Origin of the sequence: Anatilimnocola floriformis (genome assembly GCF_024256385.1) — a bacterium.
Lineage (GTDB): Bacteria > Planctomycetota > Planctomycetia > Pirellulales > Pirellulaceae > Anatilimnocola > Anatilimnocola floriformis.
In genome coordinates this window covers 1,425,615-1,440,052 of sequence record NZ_JAMLFW010000002.1, presented here as the reverse complement: position 1 = coordinate 1,440,052, position 14,438 = coordinate 1,425,615, and the positions used below count along the sequence as shown (strand labels likewise).

13 protein-coding genes are annotated in these 14,438 nt (G+C 58.3%); 8 read left to right on the top strand and 5 right to left on the bottom strand.

The window, feature by feature from the left end:
* Positions 1-5 precede the first annotated feature (5 nt).
* On the bottom strand, positions 6-773 hold the full coding sequence (locus M9Q49_RS30280) for a DUF4058 family protein (protein WP_254513040.1): 768 nt from the start codon (positions 771-773) through the stop codon (positions 6-8).
* Positions 774-963: 190 nt separating this feature from the next.
* Here M9Q49_RS30280 and M9Q49_RS30275 point away from each other — a divergent pair, with 190 nt between their 5' ends.
* The 3 genes from M9Q49_RS30275 (at position 964) to M9Q49_RS30265 (ending at position 4,939) form a co-directional block, all read left to right on the top strand.
* Positions 964-2,058, top strand: coding sequence for a dienelactone hydrolase family protein (locus M9Q49_RS30275; RefSeq protein ID WP_254513039.1), 1,095 nt, complete (start codon positions 964-966; stop codon positions 2,056-2,058).
* Between the two features lie 134 nt (positions 2,059-2,192).
* On the top strand, positions 2,193-3,458 hold the full coding sequence (locus tag M9Q49_RS30270; RefSeq protein WP_254513038.1) for a tetratricopeptide repeat protein: 1,266 nt from the start codon (positions 2,193-2,195) through the stop codon (positions 3,456-3,458).
* 392 nt (positions 3,459-3,850) lie between these two features.
* A complete protein-coding gene (locus M9Q49_RS30265; RefSeq protein WP_254513037.1) occupies positions 3,851-4,939 on the top strand; it encodes a 1,9-bis(guanidino)-5-aza-nonane synthase in 1,089 nt (362 codons plus the stop codon).
* A gap of 22 nt (positions 4,940-4,961) precedes the next feature.
* Here M9Q49_RS30265 and M9Q49_RS30260 read toward each other — a convergent pair whose 3' ends face one another.
* The 3 genes from M9Q49_RS30260 to M9Q49_RS30255 are packed head-to-tail and all read right to left on the bottom strand — an operon-like array spanning position 4,962 to position 6,053.
* A complete protein-coding gene (locus tag M9Q49_RS30260) occupies positions 4,962-5,336 on the bottom strand; it encodes a cupin domain-containing protein (protein ID WP_254513036.1) in 375 nt (124 codons plus the stop codon).
* 25 nt (positions 5,337-5,361) lie between these two features.
* Positions 5,362-5,784 (bottom strand): HNH endonuclease, encoded by a 423-nt coding sequence (locus tag M9Q49_RS36255; RefSeq protein WP_390845292.1) that lies wholly within the window; start codon positions 5,782-5,784, stop codon positions 5,362-5,364.
* Positions 5,781-6,053 carry a hypothetical protein gene (locus M9Q49_RS30255; protein ID WP_254513035.1) on the bottom strand — a complete coding sequence of 91 codons (273 nt, stop codon included), beginning with the start codon at positions 6,051-6,053 and terminating at the stop codon, positions 5,781-5,783. The genes M9Q49_RS36255 and M9Q49_RS30255 overlap by 4 nt, the downstream gene beginning before the upstream one ends.
* Before the next feature lie 170 nt (positions 6,054-6,223).
* On the opposite strand from M9Q49_RS30255, the gene M9Q49_RS30250 reads away from it, so the two are divergent.
* Together M9Q49_RS30250 and M9Q49_RS30245 are read left to right on the top strand one after the other, a co-directional pair.
* On the top strand, positions 6,224-7,474 hold the full coding sequence (locus M9Q49_RS30250) for a PQQ-binding-like beta-propeller repeat protein (RefSeq protein ID WP_254513034.1): 1,251 nt from the start codon (positions 6,224-6,226) through the stop codon (positions 7,472-7,474).
* A 101-nt stretch (positions 7,475-7,575) separates the two neighbouring features.
* Positions 7,576-9,549, top strand: coding sequence for an esterase/lipase family protein (locus M9Q49_RS30245; RefSeq protein ID WP_254513033.1), 1,974 nt, complete (start codon positions 7,576-7,578; stop codon positions 9,547-9,549).
* 79 nt (positions 9,550-9,628) lie between these two features.
* On the opposite strand, the gene M9Q49_RS30240 is transcribed toward M9Q49_RS30245, so the two are convergent.
* Positions 9,629-9,898: a hypothetical protein gene (locus tag M9Q49_RS30240; protein ID WP_254513032.1), complete on the bottom strand. Its 270-nt coding sequence runs from the start codon at positions 9,896-9,898 to the stop codon at positions 9,629-9,631.
* Here M9Q49_RS30240 and M9Q49_RS30235 point away from each other — a divergent pair.
* The 3 genes from M9Q49_RS30235 to M9Q49_RS30225 all read left to right on the top strand — a co-directional run bounded on the left by M9Q49_RS30235 (position 9,882) and on the right by M9Q49_RS30225 (position 14,427).
* Positions 9,882-10,883 carry a hypothetical protein gene (locus tag M9Q49_RS30235; protein WP_254513031.1) on the top strand — a complete coding sequence of 334 codons (1,002 nt, stop codon included), beginning with the start codon at positions 9,882-9,884 and terminating at the stop codon, positions 10,881-10,883. The genes M9Q49_RS30240 and M9Q49_RS30235 overlap by 17 nt on opposite strands.
* Positions 10,884-11,176: 293 nt before the next feature.
* Entirely contained in the window at positions 11,177-11,791 is a 615-nt protein-coding gene (locus tag M9Q49_RS30230; protein WP_254513638.1) for a sigma-70 family RNA polymerase sigma factor, read from the top strand.
* A 41-nt stretch (positions 11,792-11,832) separates the two neighbouring features.
* Positions 11,833-14,427 carry a serine/threonine-protein kinase gene (locus M9Q49_RS30225; RefSeq protein WP_254513030.1) on the top strand — a complete coding sequence of 865 codons (2,595 nt, stop codon included), beginning with the start codon at positions 11,833-11,835 and terminating at the stop codon, positions 14,425-14,427.
* Positions 14,428-14,438: the final 11 nt, after the last annotated feature.

Here is a 14,438-nt window from a genome sequence, read left to right as displayed (position 1 = left end):
TTCGCTCAGCCGGAGATTTGTTGGACTAATTCCTGCGCCCATTGCGCGTCGCGTGGCGCCAAGGGAGGCTCTGGCTCACCACGATAGATATATCGTGCGTAACCTGCGGCGTTGTAGGTCTGCAGGAGAATTTCTTGCAGGTTGAGAACAATGTCGGCATCGGGCCGCGACAGCGGAATGGGGACCAGGGGAATCGGATCTCGCAGACCGAACGGCCAGCAGTCGCAGGTGCGAGGCCGATCTTCAAACCGCGACACGAGGACGTAGTAATCGGCTGGTGGAATCTCTGGCGGTGATGGCCGTTTGCCTCCGCGCCGCAGATCGATTTCCACAAAGTGCGTTTTGCTACGCATGATATTCAAACGCTTAGCCGTGTAACCTTCGCGATCACTTCCAGCTTCTTTATTGGCTGGACTCAGCAGTTCGATGACCGTGACGACGCGGCGGTCGCGATCGGTAATTTCGACAAAGTGATGCTGGCTGACATCAAACTCCGGCAGTGGCAATTGCAACGGTTGCGTGGCGGCTTGCGGCTCAGCCAACGCCACGCCGCTCGGCCCACCACTGATTCCCACATCGGCCCGACCAATGAACGCTCGCTCGTGCGAATCGATCTCTTCGAGCACGAGACGCGTCTCTAGCTTGACCACATAACCGCCACCGGTCCGCAGTGAGAGCGCATCGGCGATGTGCGTCAGGCAGCGGTTGTGAAAATCCTGCCAGACGTCTTTCTGCTCCAGATAGGGATTCATTCCTGGAAACGGAGATGACATGTCGCGACTCGGGTTGCCTGTTTGTCGGTACTTCGCAAGCAATTTCATTCTAGTCGATACCCGCGATTACTTCTGCGGCTGACTCTTGCGAACCCGCCACGCGACTATCACACTTGCGCTGCCCGCGAGGTCGAGCGGTTCGGGAGGCTTGTCCGGCTTTTCCTTCCAGCAGGCCAACAGGAGAACAGCAATGCAACGGCGAGAATTTTTTGGCGCGACGGCGGCGGTTGCAGCCGCTTGTTTGACTTCTAACGTGCGGGCTGCGGAAAAAGATGTTCCCTGGTTGAAGGAGATTCAGCAACGACCCGAAAAGTTGCCGACGAACGCGCCGACGTTGTCGGACCTGCTCGTCGATGCCGCCGGCAAGCGGATCGAAACGGTCGAAGCCTGGAAACCCCGCCGCGCGGAAATCCTCGCCTGGTGGACGAAGTTTCTTGGCAAGATGCCCGCCGAGCGCAATCCCGCCAAACCGCCGGCGCTGAAGGTGCTCGAGGAAGACAAAATCGACGGCGTGATTCGGCAGCGTGTGGAATACGAAGTCGAACCGGGCTTGAAGACCGAAGCCTATCTTTGCCGGCCGGAGAAACTCACGGGCCAGGCGCCAGGTGTGGTTTGTTTTCACTCGACGGTCGATCACTCCATTCGTCAGCCCGCCGGCCTGGGTCCCGATCCGCAGAAAGCCTTCGGTTTGAAGTTCGCCAAGCAAGGGCGGATCGTGTTGTCGCCGCGCTGCTTTGCTTGGCCGACGAACGACAAGCTGCAAGCCAAGGAAGAAACCGCGAAGTATCTGGCCCGCGTGCCGAACAGCTTGGGCATGGCCAAGATGCTGTACGACTCTCTCGTCGCCGTCGATATTCTCGCCCAACTCGATGGCGTCGATCCGCAGCGACTCGGCGCGGTGGGCCATTCGCTGGGCGCCAAAGAGGTGCTCTATCTCGCGGCCTTCGACGAGCGGATCAAAGCCACCGTCAGCAGCGAAGGAGGCATCGGCGTTCGCTTTTCGAATTGGAACGCGCCCTGGTACCTCGGCCCGGCCATCGACGAGCCGGGCTTCGCGCGCGACCAGCACGAACTGCTCGCCCTCTGCGCACCGCGGCCGTTCCTGCTCATCGGCGGCGAAAGTGCCGACGGCGACCGCGGCTGGCCATTCATCGCAGCGGCCCTTCCGGTCTATCGCCTGTATGGTCCGCGCGTCACTTTCGGCCAATGGAACCACCGCCAAGGCCACGCGGTGCCGCCGATTGCGGAGGAGCGGATTGAAGAGTGGTTTGCGATCTATTTGTAGTATGCTGCTAGCATGCAAAGTAGCTGAATTCGCCAGAATTCAGAGAACTCACTTAACTTCATCTTTATCGCCATACCTCAATAGCAGTACGATACGGTCGCGCTACTGGGACATTACGAGTCGTTGAGGTGGGTATGGATATCACACTCGCGAAATGGCGTTGGACACTTCTTTTGCTGTGCGGGTTTTTCATCAACTCGCCCGCAGATGCGGCCGACGATGCCGGGATCATCGCGGCCAGGATCGTCAAGGAAGCTAAGACCCTTAGGGAATCAGGCCAAAAAAATGTGGCTGACAAATACCTGCGCGAAGCGGTGAAGAATTGCGAAGACCAAATCAAGCAACAACCCGATGATGCCCAATCTCACTTTGCGCTGGCACAGCTGCAGATGCAATTGAATGAAGTCGAGACCGCCGAAGTCCATCTGAAACGAGCAGTGCAGCTAGAGCCGAACAATGCGGCCATGCATGCGCTGAAGGGTAGGTTTCACTCTGACGCCAAGGAGTATTCTGAGGCGATCAAGGCACTCCGCCGATCCTTGGAGCTGGATCCGAAGCAAAAGGCTGCTAGGGTGGATCTTTGCATCTGCTTACGTTATCAGGATGAAACCGAAGAAGCTCTTTCGCAGGCGCGCGAGGTGCTCAGGCTCGCGCCGGATGATTCCGGGGCAGTGATGTTCTTTGCGGGGTTCCAAGCGAGCATTCTTTTCGACGCCGGCAAATATGATGAGTGGGAGCGAATTGTACGTTCCGCGATGAACACGCATCCCCAGCATAAGAAAGTACTGCACCAATTCCTCGTCTCTGGCTTCGCTAGCCAGCAAAGGTACGAGAAGGCCTATCGCGAGTCCCTCGAACTACAGAAACTAGATCCGGAAGATCCTGTCGTGGAAGGACAACTAATCGTATTAGCCACCCAAGCACGCCAACCAACCTTGGCAGCCACTCACATCGATCGACTTCGTGAGTTTCACCGAGCAGGAAAATTCAGGGACAGTTCTTTCGCCCGAGACGAATTTTCCGTGGGACGCAAGCATGTGATTGCTGGTGAATACTTTGACCTGAAAGATGCGGGAATCAGGTTTAGTTTTGGTGTGTCGGACGATGTCAACGAAAAATACTACGTGAGCCTAAGGAATTGGCCCGAGGTGGATGCCGGTTTAGTTGAAGAGGGGCATTTCAAGGAGTCCGATAAGGCGTTTTTACTACTTAAGACGCAAAATGGAAAACACGAAATCATGAAAGTGTTTCGAGCAGAGCCAACCTACGAGCGACTTCGGACCGTCGTGGTAGAAGTCATTGAAGGAACCAGACAGCCCTTGCAACTCGATCGCGAGGCGGCTGAAGTGGGACCTGGCGCAACCGCAGTAAAGCCAGCGAATGAAAATCGCGATCCTTGAAGACAATCTAGAGCGTCAAACTACGATGAGATCGTGGCTCGATAGTCGCTTGCGGGAATACGACTACTTCTTTTGCGACGCAGCTGCTCCTTTGACGAATCGCGGCTGATTTTCTGGCGACATGCAAGCTGGTTTGTCCGGTCGAAATTGCGACACCGTATGGCGATCTGGATGGGTAGCCGAAAGCTGGTGGCCGACCGTTCGCAACTTGCTGGCAGCAAGTCCGTGAATTCTTCGCGCCTGCCTCTTCACTTAGTGGCGCAGAGCGCTACAATTTTCGCCTGTACGCAGATCCTGCCGGGAACTTCTGAGGCGACTGCGTAACATTCTGAAATTCGCTGACGGCTCGCTTACAAAAAACGCCGCAGCAATCTTGAAAGGTTCATTGAACCATGTCCTGGAATCCTTCCAAGCAAGACCTTTTGCAAAAAACCATCGAACACATCGACATCAAGCAGCACAATGTCGTGCCGCTGGTCGACGCGATGCAAGCCATGGCTTTCAGCGCTCGCGACTTGAGCCGCGCTGCGAGTATTTACGACCGCATGTTGCGCGATCACGACTGCGGCGTGATTCTGTGCCTCGCCGGTTCGCTGATCAGCGCAGGGCTAAAGCAGATCATTATCGATCTGGTGCGGAACAAGATGGTCGATGCCATCGTCAGCACCGGGGCCAACATGGTCGATCAGGATTTCTTCGAAGCGCTCGGCTTTAAGCATTACATCGCCGAAGAGCGGCTGAAGGCCGGCATGGATGATCACATCCTGCGCGATCACGGCATCGACCGGATTTATGACACGCTGATCGACGAAGAAGAGCTGCGGATTTGCGACGAGACGACCCGCAAGATCGCCGACGGCTTGCCGCCGGGCGCTTACACCTCGCGGTTCTTCCTCAACAAGATGGGCGAATACCTCGAGACGAATGCCAAGACCGATTCGATCATCGGTGCTGCCTATCAGTGCGGCGTGCCGATTTTCTGCCCGGCGTTTTCCGACTGCTCGGCAGGGCTCGGTATCGTGGCGCACATTCACCAGCGTCTGAAGTACGGCAAGCAGCCGATCTCGTTCGACAGCGCGATGGACTTCTACGAACTGACGCAGATCAAGATGAACAACCCGACCACGGGCCTGTTCATGATCGGCGGCGGTGTGCCGAAGAACTACGCGCAAGACATCGTGGTCGCGGCCGACATTCTGCTGCAGGAAGAACACGGCGGTGAGCACGAGTATCCCGCGATGCACAAATACGCCGTGCAAATCACTATCGCCGACGTGCGCGACGGTGCTCTCAGCAGCAGCACGCTGAAAGAAGCGAGCAGCTGGGGTAAGGTCGATACGACGTGGGAACAGATGGTCTACAGCGAAGCGACGGTCGCGCTGCCGTTGATCGCCGGCTATGCCTATCACAAGAAGGGTTGGGAAGGCCGCAAGTTCAAGCGCTTCGCCGATCTGTTCATCGAAGCGGGCGAGATTATTTAGGCCCCGCTGTGGTTCCGATCTGTTAGTCGAACCATTCGTCTTCTGGATCAAACTTTGGATAGACGACGATCAGAACTTTCATCTTGCCGAGCGCCCGGTGTCGCGTACCGGGCCGGATCATGATGCACGTGCCCGGCTGCACCGCGCGAATCTCGTCGTTCAGCTGCATCTGCGCATCGGGTCCGCATTCTAGAAAGTAATACGTCTCGGTCAGCCGGCGATGGTAGTGCAGCTTGGCGTTGACGGAGATCTCGGTGACGTGAATCGTCCCCGGATAGTCCTCCACCTCGGCTAGCCCGCGGCGAGCTTGTCCGCAGGGACACGCGACGGGCGGAATGCTCGCGAAATCGACGAGTTCGTAGGGCGGCTTGTTGGTTGTTGGGATTGGTAGGTTCATCTTTGATTTCGGCAACCTGTCTTAATCATGGTGGGTCAGCCGCTGTGAACGTCTGACCTTCGGCGAGTAGCGATTCACGAAGGATCAGAAAATTCGGCTCGTTAATAGACAACACGTCGATTGTCGCGCGACCTGCGGGAGTCAGTCCGATTAATTCTGCGCCTTTCCAGCGAAAATGAACCGACCAACTCTCTCGCCGAGGATGGTACAGAGGGACGATGGCTCCACTCTCGGGATCAACGCCCGCAATATTCGGTCCTTTCGCACTATTGCAGAAGAAACACGAAAGAGCGAGATTTTCCGCTTCAGTCAGTCCGTGGTGCTTACGAGCAATCACGTGGTCGATTTCGAACGGGATCGACGAGAACGCTTGTGGAAACTGGCAATACTCACATCGCGAGCCGGCGCGATCTCGCACCAATCTAGCGAGCACGCTGGGAACTGTCATTTTGCTTCACGCAGCGCCAGTCGTCCTTTGGATCGCAACAAATCGATTTGCAAGCCCACGTGTCGAAAGCGGCGTAATTCGCCTTCTTCTTCAGCCGTCAATTCGCCAGCTTGATTTTTCTCTGTCAATTCATGCATGCGAATCAAATCGTTTTTCTCGAACTGCAAAGAAAGAAAATATTCGGCGGCGGCGACAGGTACCTCACCGTCTTCGGGATGGATGACTCGCGCCCAAATCGCGTTCTCGCTGCTGGCTGAAACAGTAGACATGGATGAACTTCCTTTCAGCCTCATCTTAGCTGCCATGGCGGCAGTGATAAAAGCCATTCCTGCGCGTGCAGCTAGAATTGTTCGGAGGAGGCGCGCCACTGGATATTTCCGCACCGCCGTGCGACATTGGAGGGGTTGCACGCCTCCCACCTCCCGCCTGGTTGTTTGTCATGCGCACTTCTCCGTTCGCACTTTTCCTGACGCTCGCTTGCGCCCTGCCTGCTCTGGCTGCCGAGCAGTGGAATCAATATCGCGGCCCGAATGCGGATGGAACTTCGTCGGCCACTGGTTTGCCGGTGAGCTGGAGCGAGACGGAAAACGTCAAGTGGAAAACGCCGATCCGCGGCAAGGCCTGGTCCTCGCCAGTGGTCTGGAACGATCAGATTTGGCTTACAACCGCGCCGCCAGACGGCAAGGAACTCTTTGCCATTTGTCTCGATCGCAACACCGGCAAGGTCGTTCACGACGTCAAACTGTTTGAAGTCGAAAAGCCGCAATTCTGTCACGACCGCAACAGCTACGCCTCGGCGACTCCGTTCATCGAGCAGGATCGCTTGTATGTTCACTTCGGCGTGCATGGAACTGCTTGTCTCGATACCACGAGCGGCAAGATTTTGTGGAAGCGGAACGACCTGGAGTGCAACCACCATCGCGGTGCCGGCTCGTCGCCCATTATTTGGGAAGATTTGCTAATCCTCACGTTCGATGGCTTTGATGTGCAGTACACCATCGCCCTGAATAAAACGACCGGCGAAACGGTTTGGAAGACGGATCGCAATTTCAATTACGGCACCGATAACGGCGACGTGATGAAGGCCTATGCCACGCCGCGAGTCGTGAAGGTAAACGGACAAGAAGAGTTGGTCAGTCCCAGCGCCGGCTCCACCGCGGCCTACGATCCGCGCACCGGCAAAGAGTTGTGGCAAGTGAAGAGCGGCGGCATGAATGCTTCGTGCCGTCCGGTGGTTCTCAAGGACACTGCCTTTATCGGCACTGCCGACGGCGGCATTCATTTGTTTGCGATGAAGCTCGGCGGCCGCGGCGATGTGACGGGTTCGCATGTGTTGTGGAAGCTCGCCAAGGGTTATCCGCGCTATGCCTCGCCGATCTTGATCGATGGCATGCTCTACATGGGCAACGAGCAGGGGATCATCACTTGCGTCGATGCCGAATCGGGCGATGTGAAGTTTCAAAAACGGTTGGGTGGGCTCTTCATGTCTTCGCCAATCTACGCCGACGGCAAGCTCTATTTCTTTGCCGAAGAAGGAACCTGCCACGTCCTGAAGCCAGGCGAGACTTTTGAATCGCTGGCCGAAAACAAGATCCCCGGCGGCTTCATGGCGAGCCCGGCCATCGCGGGAAAAGATCTGATTCTTCGCACCAAAGACTCGGTTTGGTGCGTCGGCGAAGTCGGCCAGTAGTTGCTAGCACTGCGCCACGCAAAATCCGCTCTTGACGCTCGCTGACGTCTTCCCTAATTACCCCTGCGCCGAAGGTCTGCGCGCATCCCGAGGGAAGATTTTTGAATACTGCCGCCGAGCGACGTGGTTCGTCGCGCTGGTTGCTACTGGCAACTTGCGTTGCGCTGGCCTGCGCGCTCAGCAACTCCGGCTGCGCTCGGCATCGCTATGTGACGGTTCGCGAACGGCCTCACAATCCGCTGACAGGCACGTTGCAGCTCCTCGCGCACACCGGCCCCAAGCCGACCGGCCGAACCGAGCTGCTGCTGCGGCGATATAACCTCGTCGAGCAGGTGCAAGACGAACCGCTGATCGCCCTGGCCAGTTTTCAAAAAGAACTGGCCCGCGAACCCACGGCGGACAAGATCTACGCCTACGCTGAGCTGGCCTATCTCGAAGGCAAACAGCTCGAGCTGCAAAACAAACCGAAAGAAGCTCTCGATCTGCACGGCGCTGCGGTCGCGCACGCCTATTGGTATCTGTTCGATCCAGGGCTCGATCGTTTTCGCAATCCGTACGATCCTGAGTTCCGCCGCGCCTGCGACATTTACAACGAAGCCCTCGAAGCCGCTCTCCGCATCGTGAGCAAAGCCGAGCAGCTCAAGCCGGGCGTCAAGACGATCATCAAAACGGGCAAGAAGGAATATCACCTCGAGATCGCGCTCAAGGGTCCGTGGAAAGCCGATGATCTGTCGACGCTCGAGTTTGTCAGCACGTATGAGATTTCCAGCGGTCTGACGAACCACCATCACAGTTTCGGCCTGGGAGTGCCGCTGATCGCGGTGCGGCGTCGCAACGTGGGAGATTCGCCGGCCGAAAAGTACTACCCGCCAGGCTTGAGCTTCGCGGCGACGGCGTTCATGCGAGTCGAGCCCGATACGTCGCCCGACAACGCCAACGTCCATCGTTGCGTGCTCGAGCTCTACGATCCATTGCTGTCGACGAACGTCGAAGTTTGCAACCGCCTCGTGCCGCTCGAAGCCGATATCACCACGCCGCTCGCGTTCTTCCTCGACGATCCGCAGTTCCAGGAAACCGAGACGGCCACGCTCGCGCTGTTTGACCCCGGCACAACCAAGGGCTTCAAAGGGCTGTTCATGGTTGAGCCCTACGACCCCACGCGGATTCCCGTCGTGATGGTGCACGGCTTGTGGTCGAGTCCCATTACCTGGATGGAAATGCTCAACGATCTGCGAGCCTTCCCCGAGATTCGGCAGAAGTATCAGTTCTGGTTCTTTCAATATCCGACCGGTCAGCCGTTCTGGTTGAGTGCTTCGCAAATGCGCGATTCGCTCGCGAAGCTGCGCGCCGATCTCGATCCTCTCGGCCAGAATCCGAACCTCGATCAAATGGTGCTCGTCGGCCACAGCATGGGCGGCCTGGTGTCGCGGATGCAAACCATCGAGAGCGGCGATCATTTTTGGAATCTGCTGGGCAAGGTGCCGATCGAGCAGATCAGCGCCAGCGAAGAAGAACGGAGCAGGCTGGCGAAGTGCTTTTACTTCCATCCCAATCCTTCGGTTCGTCGTGTGATCACGCTCGGCACGCCGCACCACGGCAGTGACTTTGCCGATGATGCCACGCGCTATTTCGGCCGGACTTTTATCAAGCTGCCGAAAATGATGACCGAGTTCACGAACAAGCTAATCCACGAAAACCCGAACGGTTTCAAGAACACCGAGTTGCTGACGATGACCACATCGATCGACTCGCTCGCTCCCGATTGCCCGATCTTCGGCGCGCTCAACGCTGCTCAAGCCGCGCCGAACGTGCAATATCACACCGTGATCGGCGTCGTTCCCAAGAACACCTGGGTCGGTTACCTCAGCGAAGAAGGGGACGGTGTGGTCAGCAAAAAAAGTGCGATGCTAGCCGGCGCCGCTTCCGAAAAAATCGTCCCCGCCGGCCACACCGATGTGCATCGCTATCCGCTCAGCATCCTCGAAGTCCGCCGCATTCTGCTGGAGCATGCTCAGCTGCAACCGGCCCAGCAACCGCGCTATGCCCTGCCCGGCGTGCAACCGTGGATTCGGTAGTGCAGGCGAAAAACTGAGCCTGCGGTGAGTTCACAAAACAACACGCCCTCGACGAATCGAGGGCGTTACCGAATCGCAATCACACTCGGTTGCGACGATCCAGAATCATGGCGTGCGAACCTGGCGGGTCGTTGCTGCGGTTGGCAATCACGCCCAACCGAGCATTGCTGGCTCCCAGAAAATCCAGCTCTGCATCGCGCCAAATCTTGCTATCGGGACCGCCCGTCGAACGCCATTCCCAGGCGAATACGACGCGTGGCCATTTCTCTTGCAATCCAGCTTTGGCCGATTCGAGATTGTCAAAATCTTGCGAGGGCTGGCCATCGTCAAACGTGACGTTGATCGACATAAAACAGATTCTCCAAAGGCGTGAAAGAAACGTGTTCGGGCCTGATGGACCGAAGCCCCTTGCCTGGCCGAACCTTGCCTTGGAGTCGCGCAACATAGCGGTGCGCGAGCGATCACGTCTAGTCCAAACGACACCGCAGCGCAAACCGCTACAATGGTGGACTCTTTTTTTGCTGAACGGATTCCAGCCTGCGTGCACGCAGCCCGCGTACTCGCAGCCACAGGCACTGAATCGTATGGACCTGACTCAACTGTTGGCGCTACTTCAGCTGGGCGAAGCTGATAGTCTCCACTTCAGTCTTGATAGCGAATCGCACACTTTCAAACTTGCTTTGCATCGCAAGGGAGATGAAGTAACGAGCGATGGCCTCGAGATCTCGCTCGATTCGTTGCGTAAGGCCGATGACTTCGGCAGTGAACTTTCTGAATACGTGGAGTCCGTCTCTCACAAGTCGTGTGGCAACCTCGGCATCGATCTGCAACTGACGCCGATCGTGGAATACATGACGTCCGCCGGCGCGGCCGTGTTGTCGATCCGACTGGATGGCGACTCCGTAGTCGTTGTCAGGCTCGCCAGTGAAGTCGAAGGCCAAGTGATCGCCTATACCTTCGCGATGACTGGCGACACCATTCAAGGCACTGACGAAGTGAGCCTCTCGGACAAAGACCAAGCCCTGTACGGCCTGTCGGTGGCGTTTCGCAAAACGCTCTTCGAGGCGCAGCAAAAAATACCGAGCATGTCTTTTGGCTTCGAGGGCGAACTCGTGCTCGCCAACGGCCCGATCCTGTGCCTGGGCGGGCCGAGAGACGGCGAGCGTGTGGCCGATGTCGGACAGTTCTTGCGCTTGCCGACGCTCGGCCAGGTTTATGAGAAGCGTTGGTTCCGCTCCTCAGGCAAGGATCGCTCGTTCTATGTTCATTCCAGCACCAGCGAAGCCGCGGCTGCGACCATGGCGCGGGCCGTGATGAATGGCACGATACGGTAGCGGCGGGCGTTCGGCTTGCTGAACTGTAATGATCCACTTTTCTTTGCTAGCCCTGCAATAAACCATCTTTGCCGGCGTTGCACTGCTATCTCGTCAATGAATTTTCCGTTCGGAATGCCTCACGGCAACCCGCAGTTTGCTGGCCGAAGACGCGCCTCTCATTACAATGAAGGGGCCGCCGTGCGGGCTAGTGCGGCGTGAATTTGAGGGATCAGCGCTTGTCTACCATCGCACCTCCACCGGTCTCGTCGTCTACTTCCAGCTCCGATTCCAGCGGCGTGAATCCGCAGCAATTGCTCACCGCGGCGCGACAGGCTGCCGCCGCGAGTTCACCAGCGGGCGGCTCCGAAGTCGGCCAACTGTTGCAGCTGTATCGCAACTATCTCACGATCCTCGCCACGGCCCAGCTCGATGCCCGTTTGCGGCGGCGGCTCAGTCCCAGCGATCTCGTGCAGGATGCGCTGCTCGGCGCGTATCGCGACTTCGCTCAGTTCCGCGGTGGCAGCGAACGAGAACTTCTCGCCTGGCTGCGGCAGATTCTGATCAACTGCCTGCATCACGCTTACGAAACGCACATCAAAGCCGGCCGGCGCGATCTGCGGCGCGAAGTCTCGCTCGACGACGTCGGCCAGGCGCTCGATCGCAGCGCGATGCGCCTCGGCGCGTGCCTGGCCGATCGAGTTCATTCGCCGAGCGCTCCGGTTCACGCTCGCGAACGAGCGGTCGAGATCGCCGACCAATTAGCCAAGCTACGGCCTGACTATCGCGAGGTGATCGTCCTTCGCAATCTGCAAGGCTTGTCGTTCGAGGAAGTCGCCGAGCGAATGGAACGAAAATCGGGCGCGGTCCGCATGCTCTGGTTGCGCGCGATCGAACAGTTCCGCCACAGCTACGAGGACCACGAATGAAATCGGGCTCCTCATTGGCGTCGTCTGCGTCGGGCACATTGATGTCGTCGTCCCTCTGGTCGGTCGATCAGTCGTTGGCGCCGGTCAATGAACTGACCGACGAGCAACAGCTGCGGCTGACCGATGTGCTCGATCGCTGGCTGATGTCGCTCGAGGTCGGCACGCCGCTCGCGCAGCACAAGTTGCTCGCCGAACATCCCGACCTGGCCGAGGTGCTAAAAAAATATTTCCACAGCCTGACCGATCTGCACGAGATGGCAGCCGGCTTTGGCCAGGCGGCCGATCACTCGCAGGTCAATGAAGAACGCGACGACGACACCGAAAAGCGAATCGGTGATTTTGAACTGCTCGGCGAACTGGGCCGCGGCGGAATGGGCGTCGTGTATGAAGCGCGGCAGATTTCACTCGACCGCCGCGTCGCCATCAAGATCCTCCCGTTTGCATCGGTGCTCGATTCTCGGCAGATTGCCCGCTTCAAGCACGAAGCGCAAGCCGCCGCACAATTGCATCACGCTCACATCGTGCCGGTGTTTGCCATCGGAGTCGAACGCGGCGTGCATTACTACGCGATGCAATTGGTGAATGGCCAATCGCTCGATCGCTGGATCGAAGAACAAAACGAATCGCGATTTGCCAAACGCAATCGGCAGTTGCCGCGCGAGCACTTCGAAAATGTCGCCCGCCTCGGCAGGCAAGCGGCCGAAGCGCTACACGCGGCGCACGAGTACGGCATCGTCCATCGCGACATCAAGCCTTCGAACTTGATGGTTGAGCCAACTGGTTCTGCGGTGGGCGGGACTGGCGAGCCCAACAAACTGTGGGTCACCGACTTCGGCCTGGCCCGCGTGCAGCGCGAAGTTTCGCTCACGCGCACCGGCGATCTTGTCGGCACGCTCCGCTACATGAGCCCGGAACAAGCGCAAGGTTCACTCGTCGATCATCGGACCGATGTCTATTCGCTCGGCGTCACACTCTACGAACTCGCCGGCCTGGCTCCGGCTTATCGCGAAGATCAATCGGCGACGTTGCTGCGGCAAATCGAAGCGCACGATCCCACGCCGCTGCGGCAACTGCGGCCAGAGATTCCCGCCGACCTGGCCAACATCATTCACAAGGCGATGAGTCGCCAACGCGACGATCGTTACGCCACGGCCGCCGATTTCGCCGCCGATCTACAGCGGTTCTTGGCTGGCGAACCAACGGCGGCTCGCGCGCCGTCGGTGGTCGAACGCGCTTCGCGCTGGATTGCTCGTCACGGTCGGGCGGTAGCCATGGCGATGAGCTTGCTCGTGTTGCTGGTCGTGGGCCTTACCATCGGCTCGGCGCTCGTGCTGCGCGAAACTCAGCGGGCCAATCAAAATCTGGCCCGTTCGCAAGAATCGGCCAGCGAAGCTCGCGACATGCTCGATCGCTTCGGCCGGCAACTTTCTGAACGCCTTGCGCAAATCGCCGGCGCCGAGGAAGTTCGCCGCGACTTGCTCCTCTCGGCCTGCAACTATTACCGGCGGTTCATCGCCGATAGCCAGAATGATCCCGCGCTGCAAACGCAACTCGCGATCACTTACGGCCGCCTGGCGTCGTTGCTCGACGAAGTGGGAACAGCCCAGGAAGCGCTCGCCGCGCATCAAGAAGCCGTGGGGTTTCTGCAGCAGTTGTCTGCGCGCGAGGCAACTCCCGAGTCGCGGCAGCGCTTGGCCGTCGCCCAAAACAATCTCGCCCTCGCGCTGCGGCGGTCGGATAAATTCCCCGAGGCGAAAGATCAGTTAGACCAGGCGATCCGCACGCAACACGCGCTGCACACGGCTTCGCCAAACAACGCTACGTACGCGGCCGAACTCGCCAAGTCGTATAGCAATCTGGGGCTCGTGCAACAGGATGCTGAGAATACCGCCGCGGCGGCTACGGCTTTTCAAAGTTCGGTCGATGCTTGGTCGAGTCTCGTGACCGCCGATTCGCAATATCAACCGAAGTTGGCTGCCGCTCTGAGCAATCTGGCCGGTGTGTTAGCACCGCAGGAGCCGACCCGAGCGATTCGCTTGTACGAGCGGGCGATTCAACTCCAAACCGCGAGCGCGACCGCCGGCACGATCGAATCGCTACGCGAACTCGCGCTGACGCATCACAATCTGGCCGCGACACTTTCTCGTTCGCAGCAACTCCCAGCCGCCACGGCCGCTTATCGGCAGGCCATTGAAATTCAAACCGCGATTGTCGCCCGCGCTCCCGCGCAGGTTTCGCTCAAACGCGAACTCGCAATTAGTTGCAACAACTTGGGCCTGGTCCTCACGCGGCAAAAAGATGTCGCGGCTGCTGCGAGCTTCGCGCAAGCAGCCGATTTGCAGACTCAACTGCTAGCAAGCCAACCGCACGACGTCTCGCTCCTCAGCAACCACGGCAGTACACTCAGTAACTGGGGTGTCGCGCTATCGCAACGTGGCGATCATGCGGCTGCGGTCGAGAAATTGACTGCCGCCGTCCAATTTCAGGAGCGAGCTCACGAGCTGGCTCCTGATTCGGAAAGGATCGAAACGCTGCTGAGCAAGCATCGAGCCTTGCTGGCGACGACGAAGCAAAAGATGGATCTGCCAGGCGCTGCCGCCGTCGAAACCACGGCTGCAGCTCACCTGACGCCCTAACCTGCAGGGAA

Coding starts and splice junctions, on each gene's coding strand:
- M9Q49_RS30270 (WP_254513038.1), top strand. CDS start 2,193: ATGGATATCACACTCGCGAAATGGCGTTGGACACTTCTTTTGCTGTGC.
- M9Q49_RS30265 (WP_254513037.1), top strand. CDS start 3,851: ATGTCCTGGAATCCTTCCAAGCAAGACCTTTTGCAAAAAACCATCGAA.
- M9Q49_RS30280 (WP_254513040.1), bottom strand. CDS start 773: ATGTCATCTCCGTTTCCAGGAATGAATCCCTATCTGGAGCAGAAAGAC.
- M9Q49_RS36255 (WP_390845292.1), bottom strand. CDS start 5,784: ATGACAGTTCCCAGCGTGCTCGCTAGATTGGTGCGAGATCGCGCCGGC.
- M9Q49_RS30225 (WP_254513030.1), top strand. CDS start 11,833: ATGTCGTCGTCCCTCTGGTCGGTCGATCAGTCGTTGGCGCCGGTCAAT.
- M9Q49_RS30275 (WP_254513039.1), top strand. CDS start 964: ATGCAACGGCGAGAATTTTTTGGCGCGACGGCGGCGGTTGCAGCCGCT.
- M9Q49_RS30255 (WP_254513035.1), bottom strand. CDS start 6,053: ATGTCTACTGTTTCAGCCAGCAGCGAGAACGCGATTTGGGCGCGAGTC.
- M9Q49_RS30260 (WP_254513036.1), bottom strand. CDS start 5,336: ATGAACCTACCAATCCCAACAACCAACAAGCCGCCCTACGAACTCGTC.
- M9Q49_RS30250 (WP_254513034.1), top strand. CDS start 6,224: ATGCGCACTTCTCCGTTCGCACTTTTCCTGACGCTCGCTTGCGCCCTG.
- M9Q49_RS30240 (WP_254513032.1), bottom strand. CDS start 9,898: ATGTCGATCAACGTCACGTTTGACGATGGCCAGCCCTCGCAAGATTTT.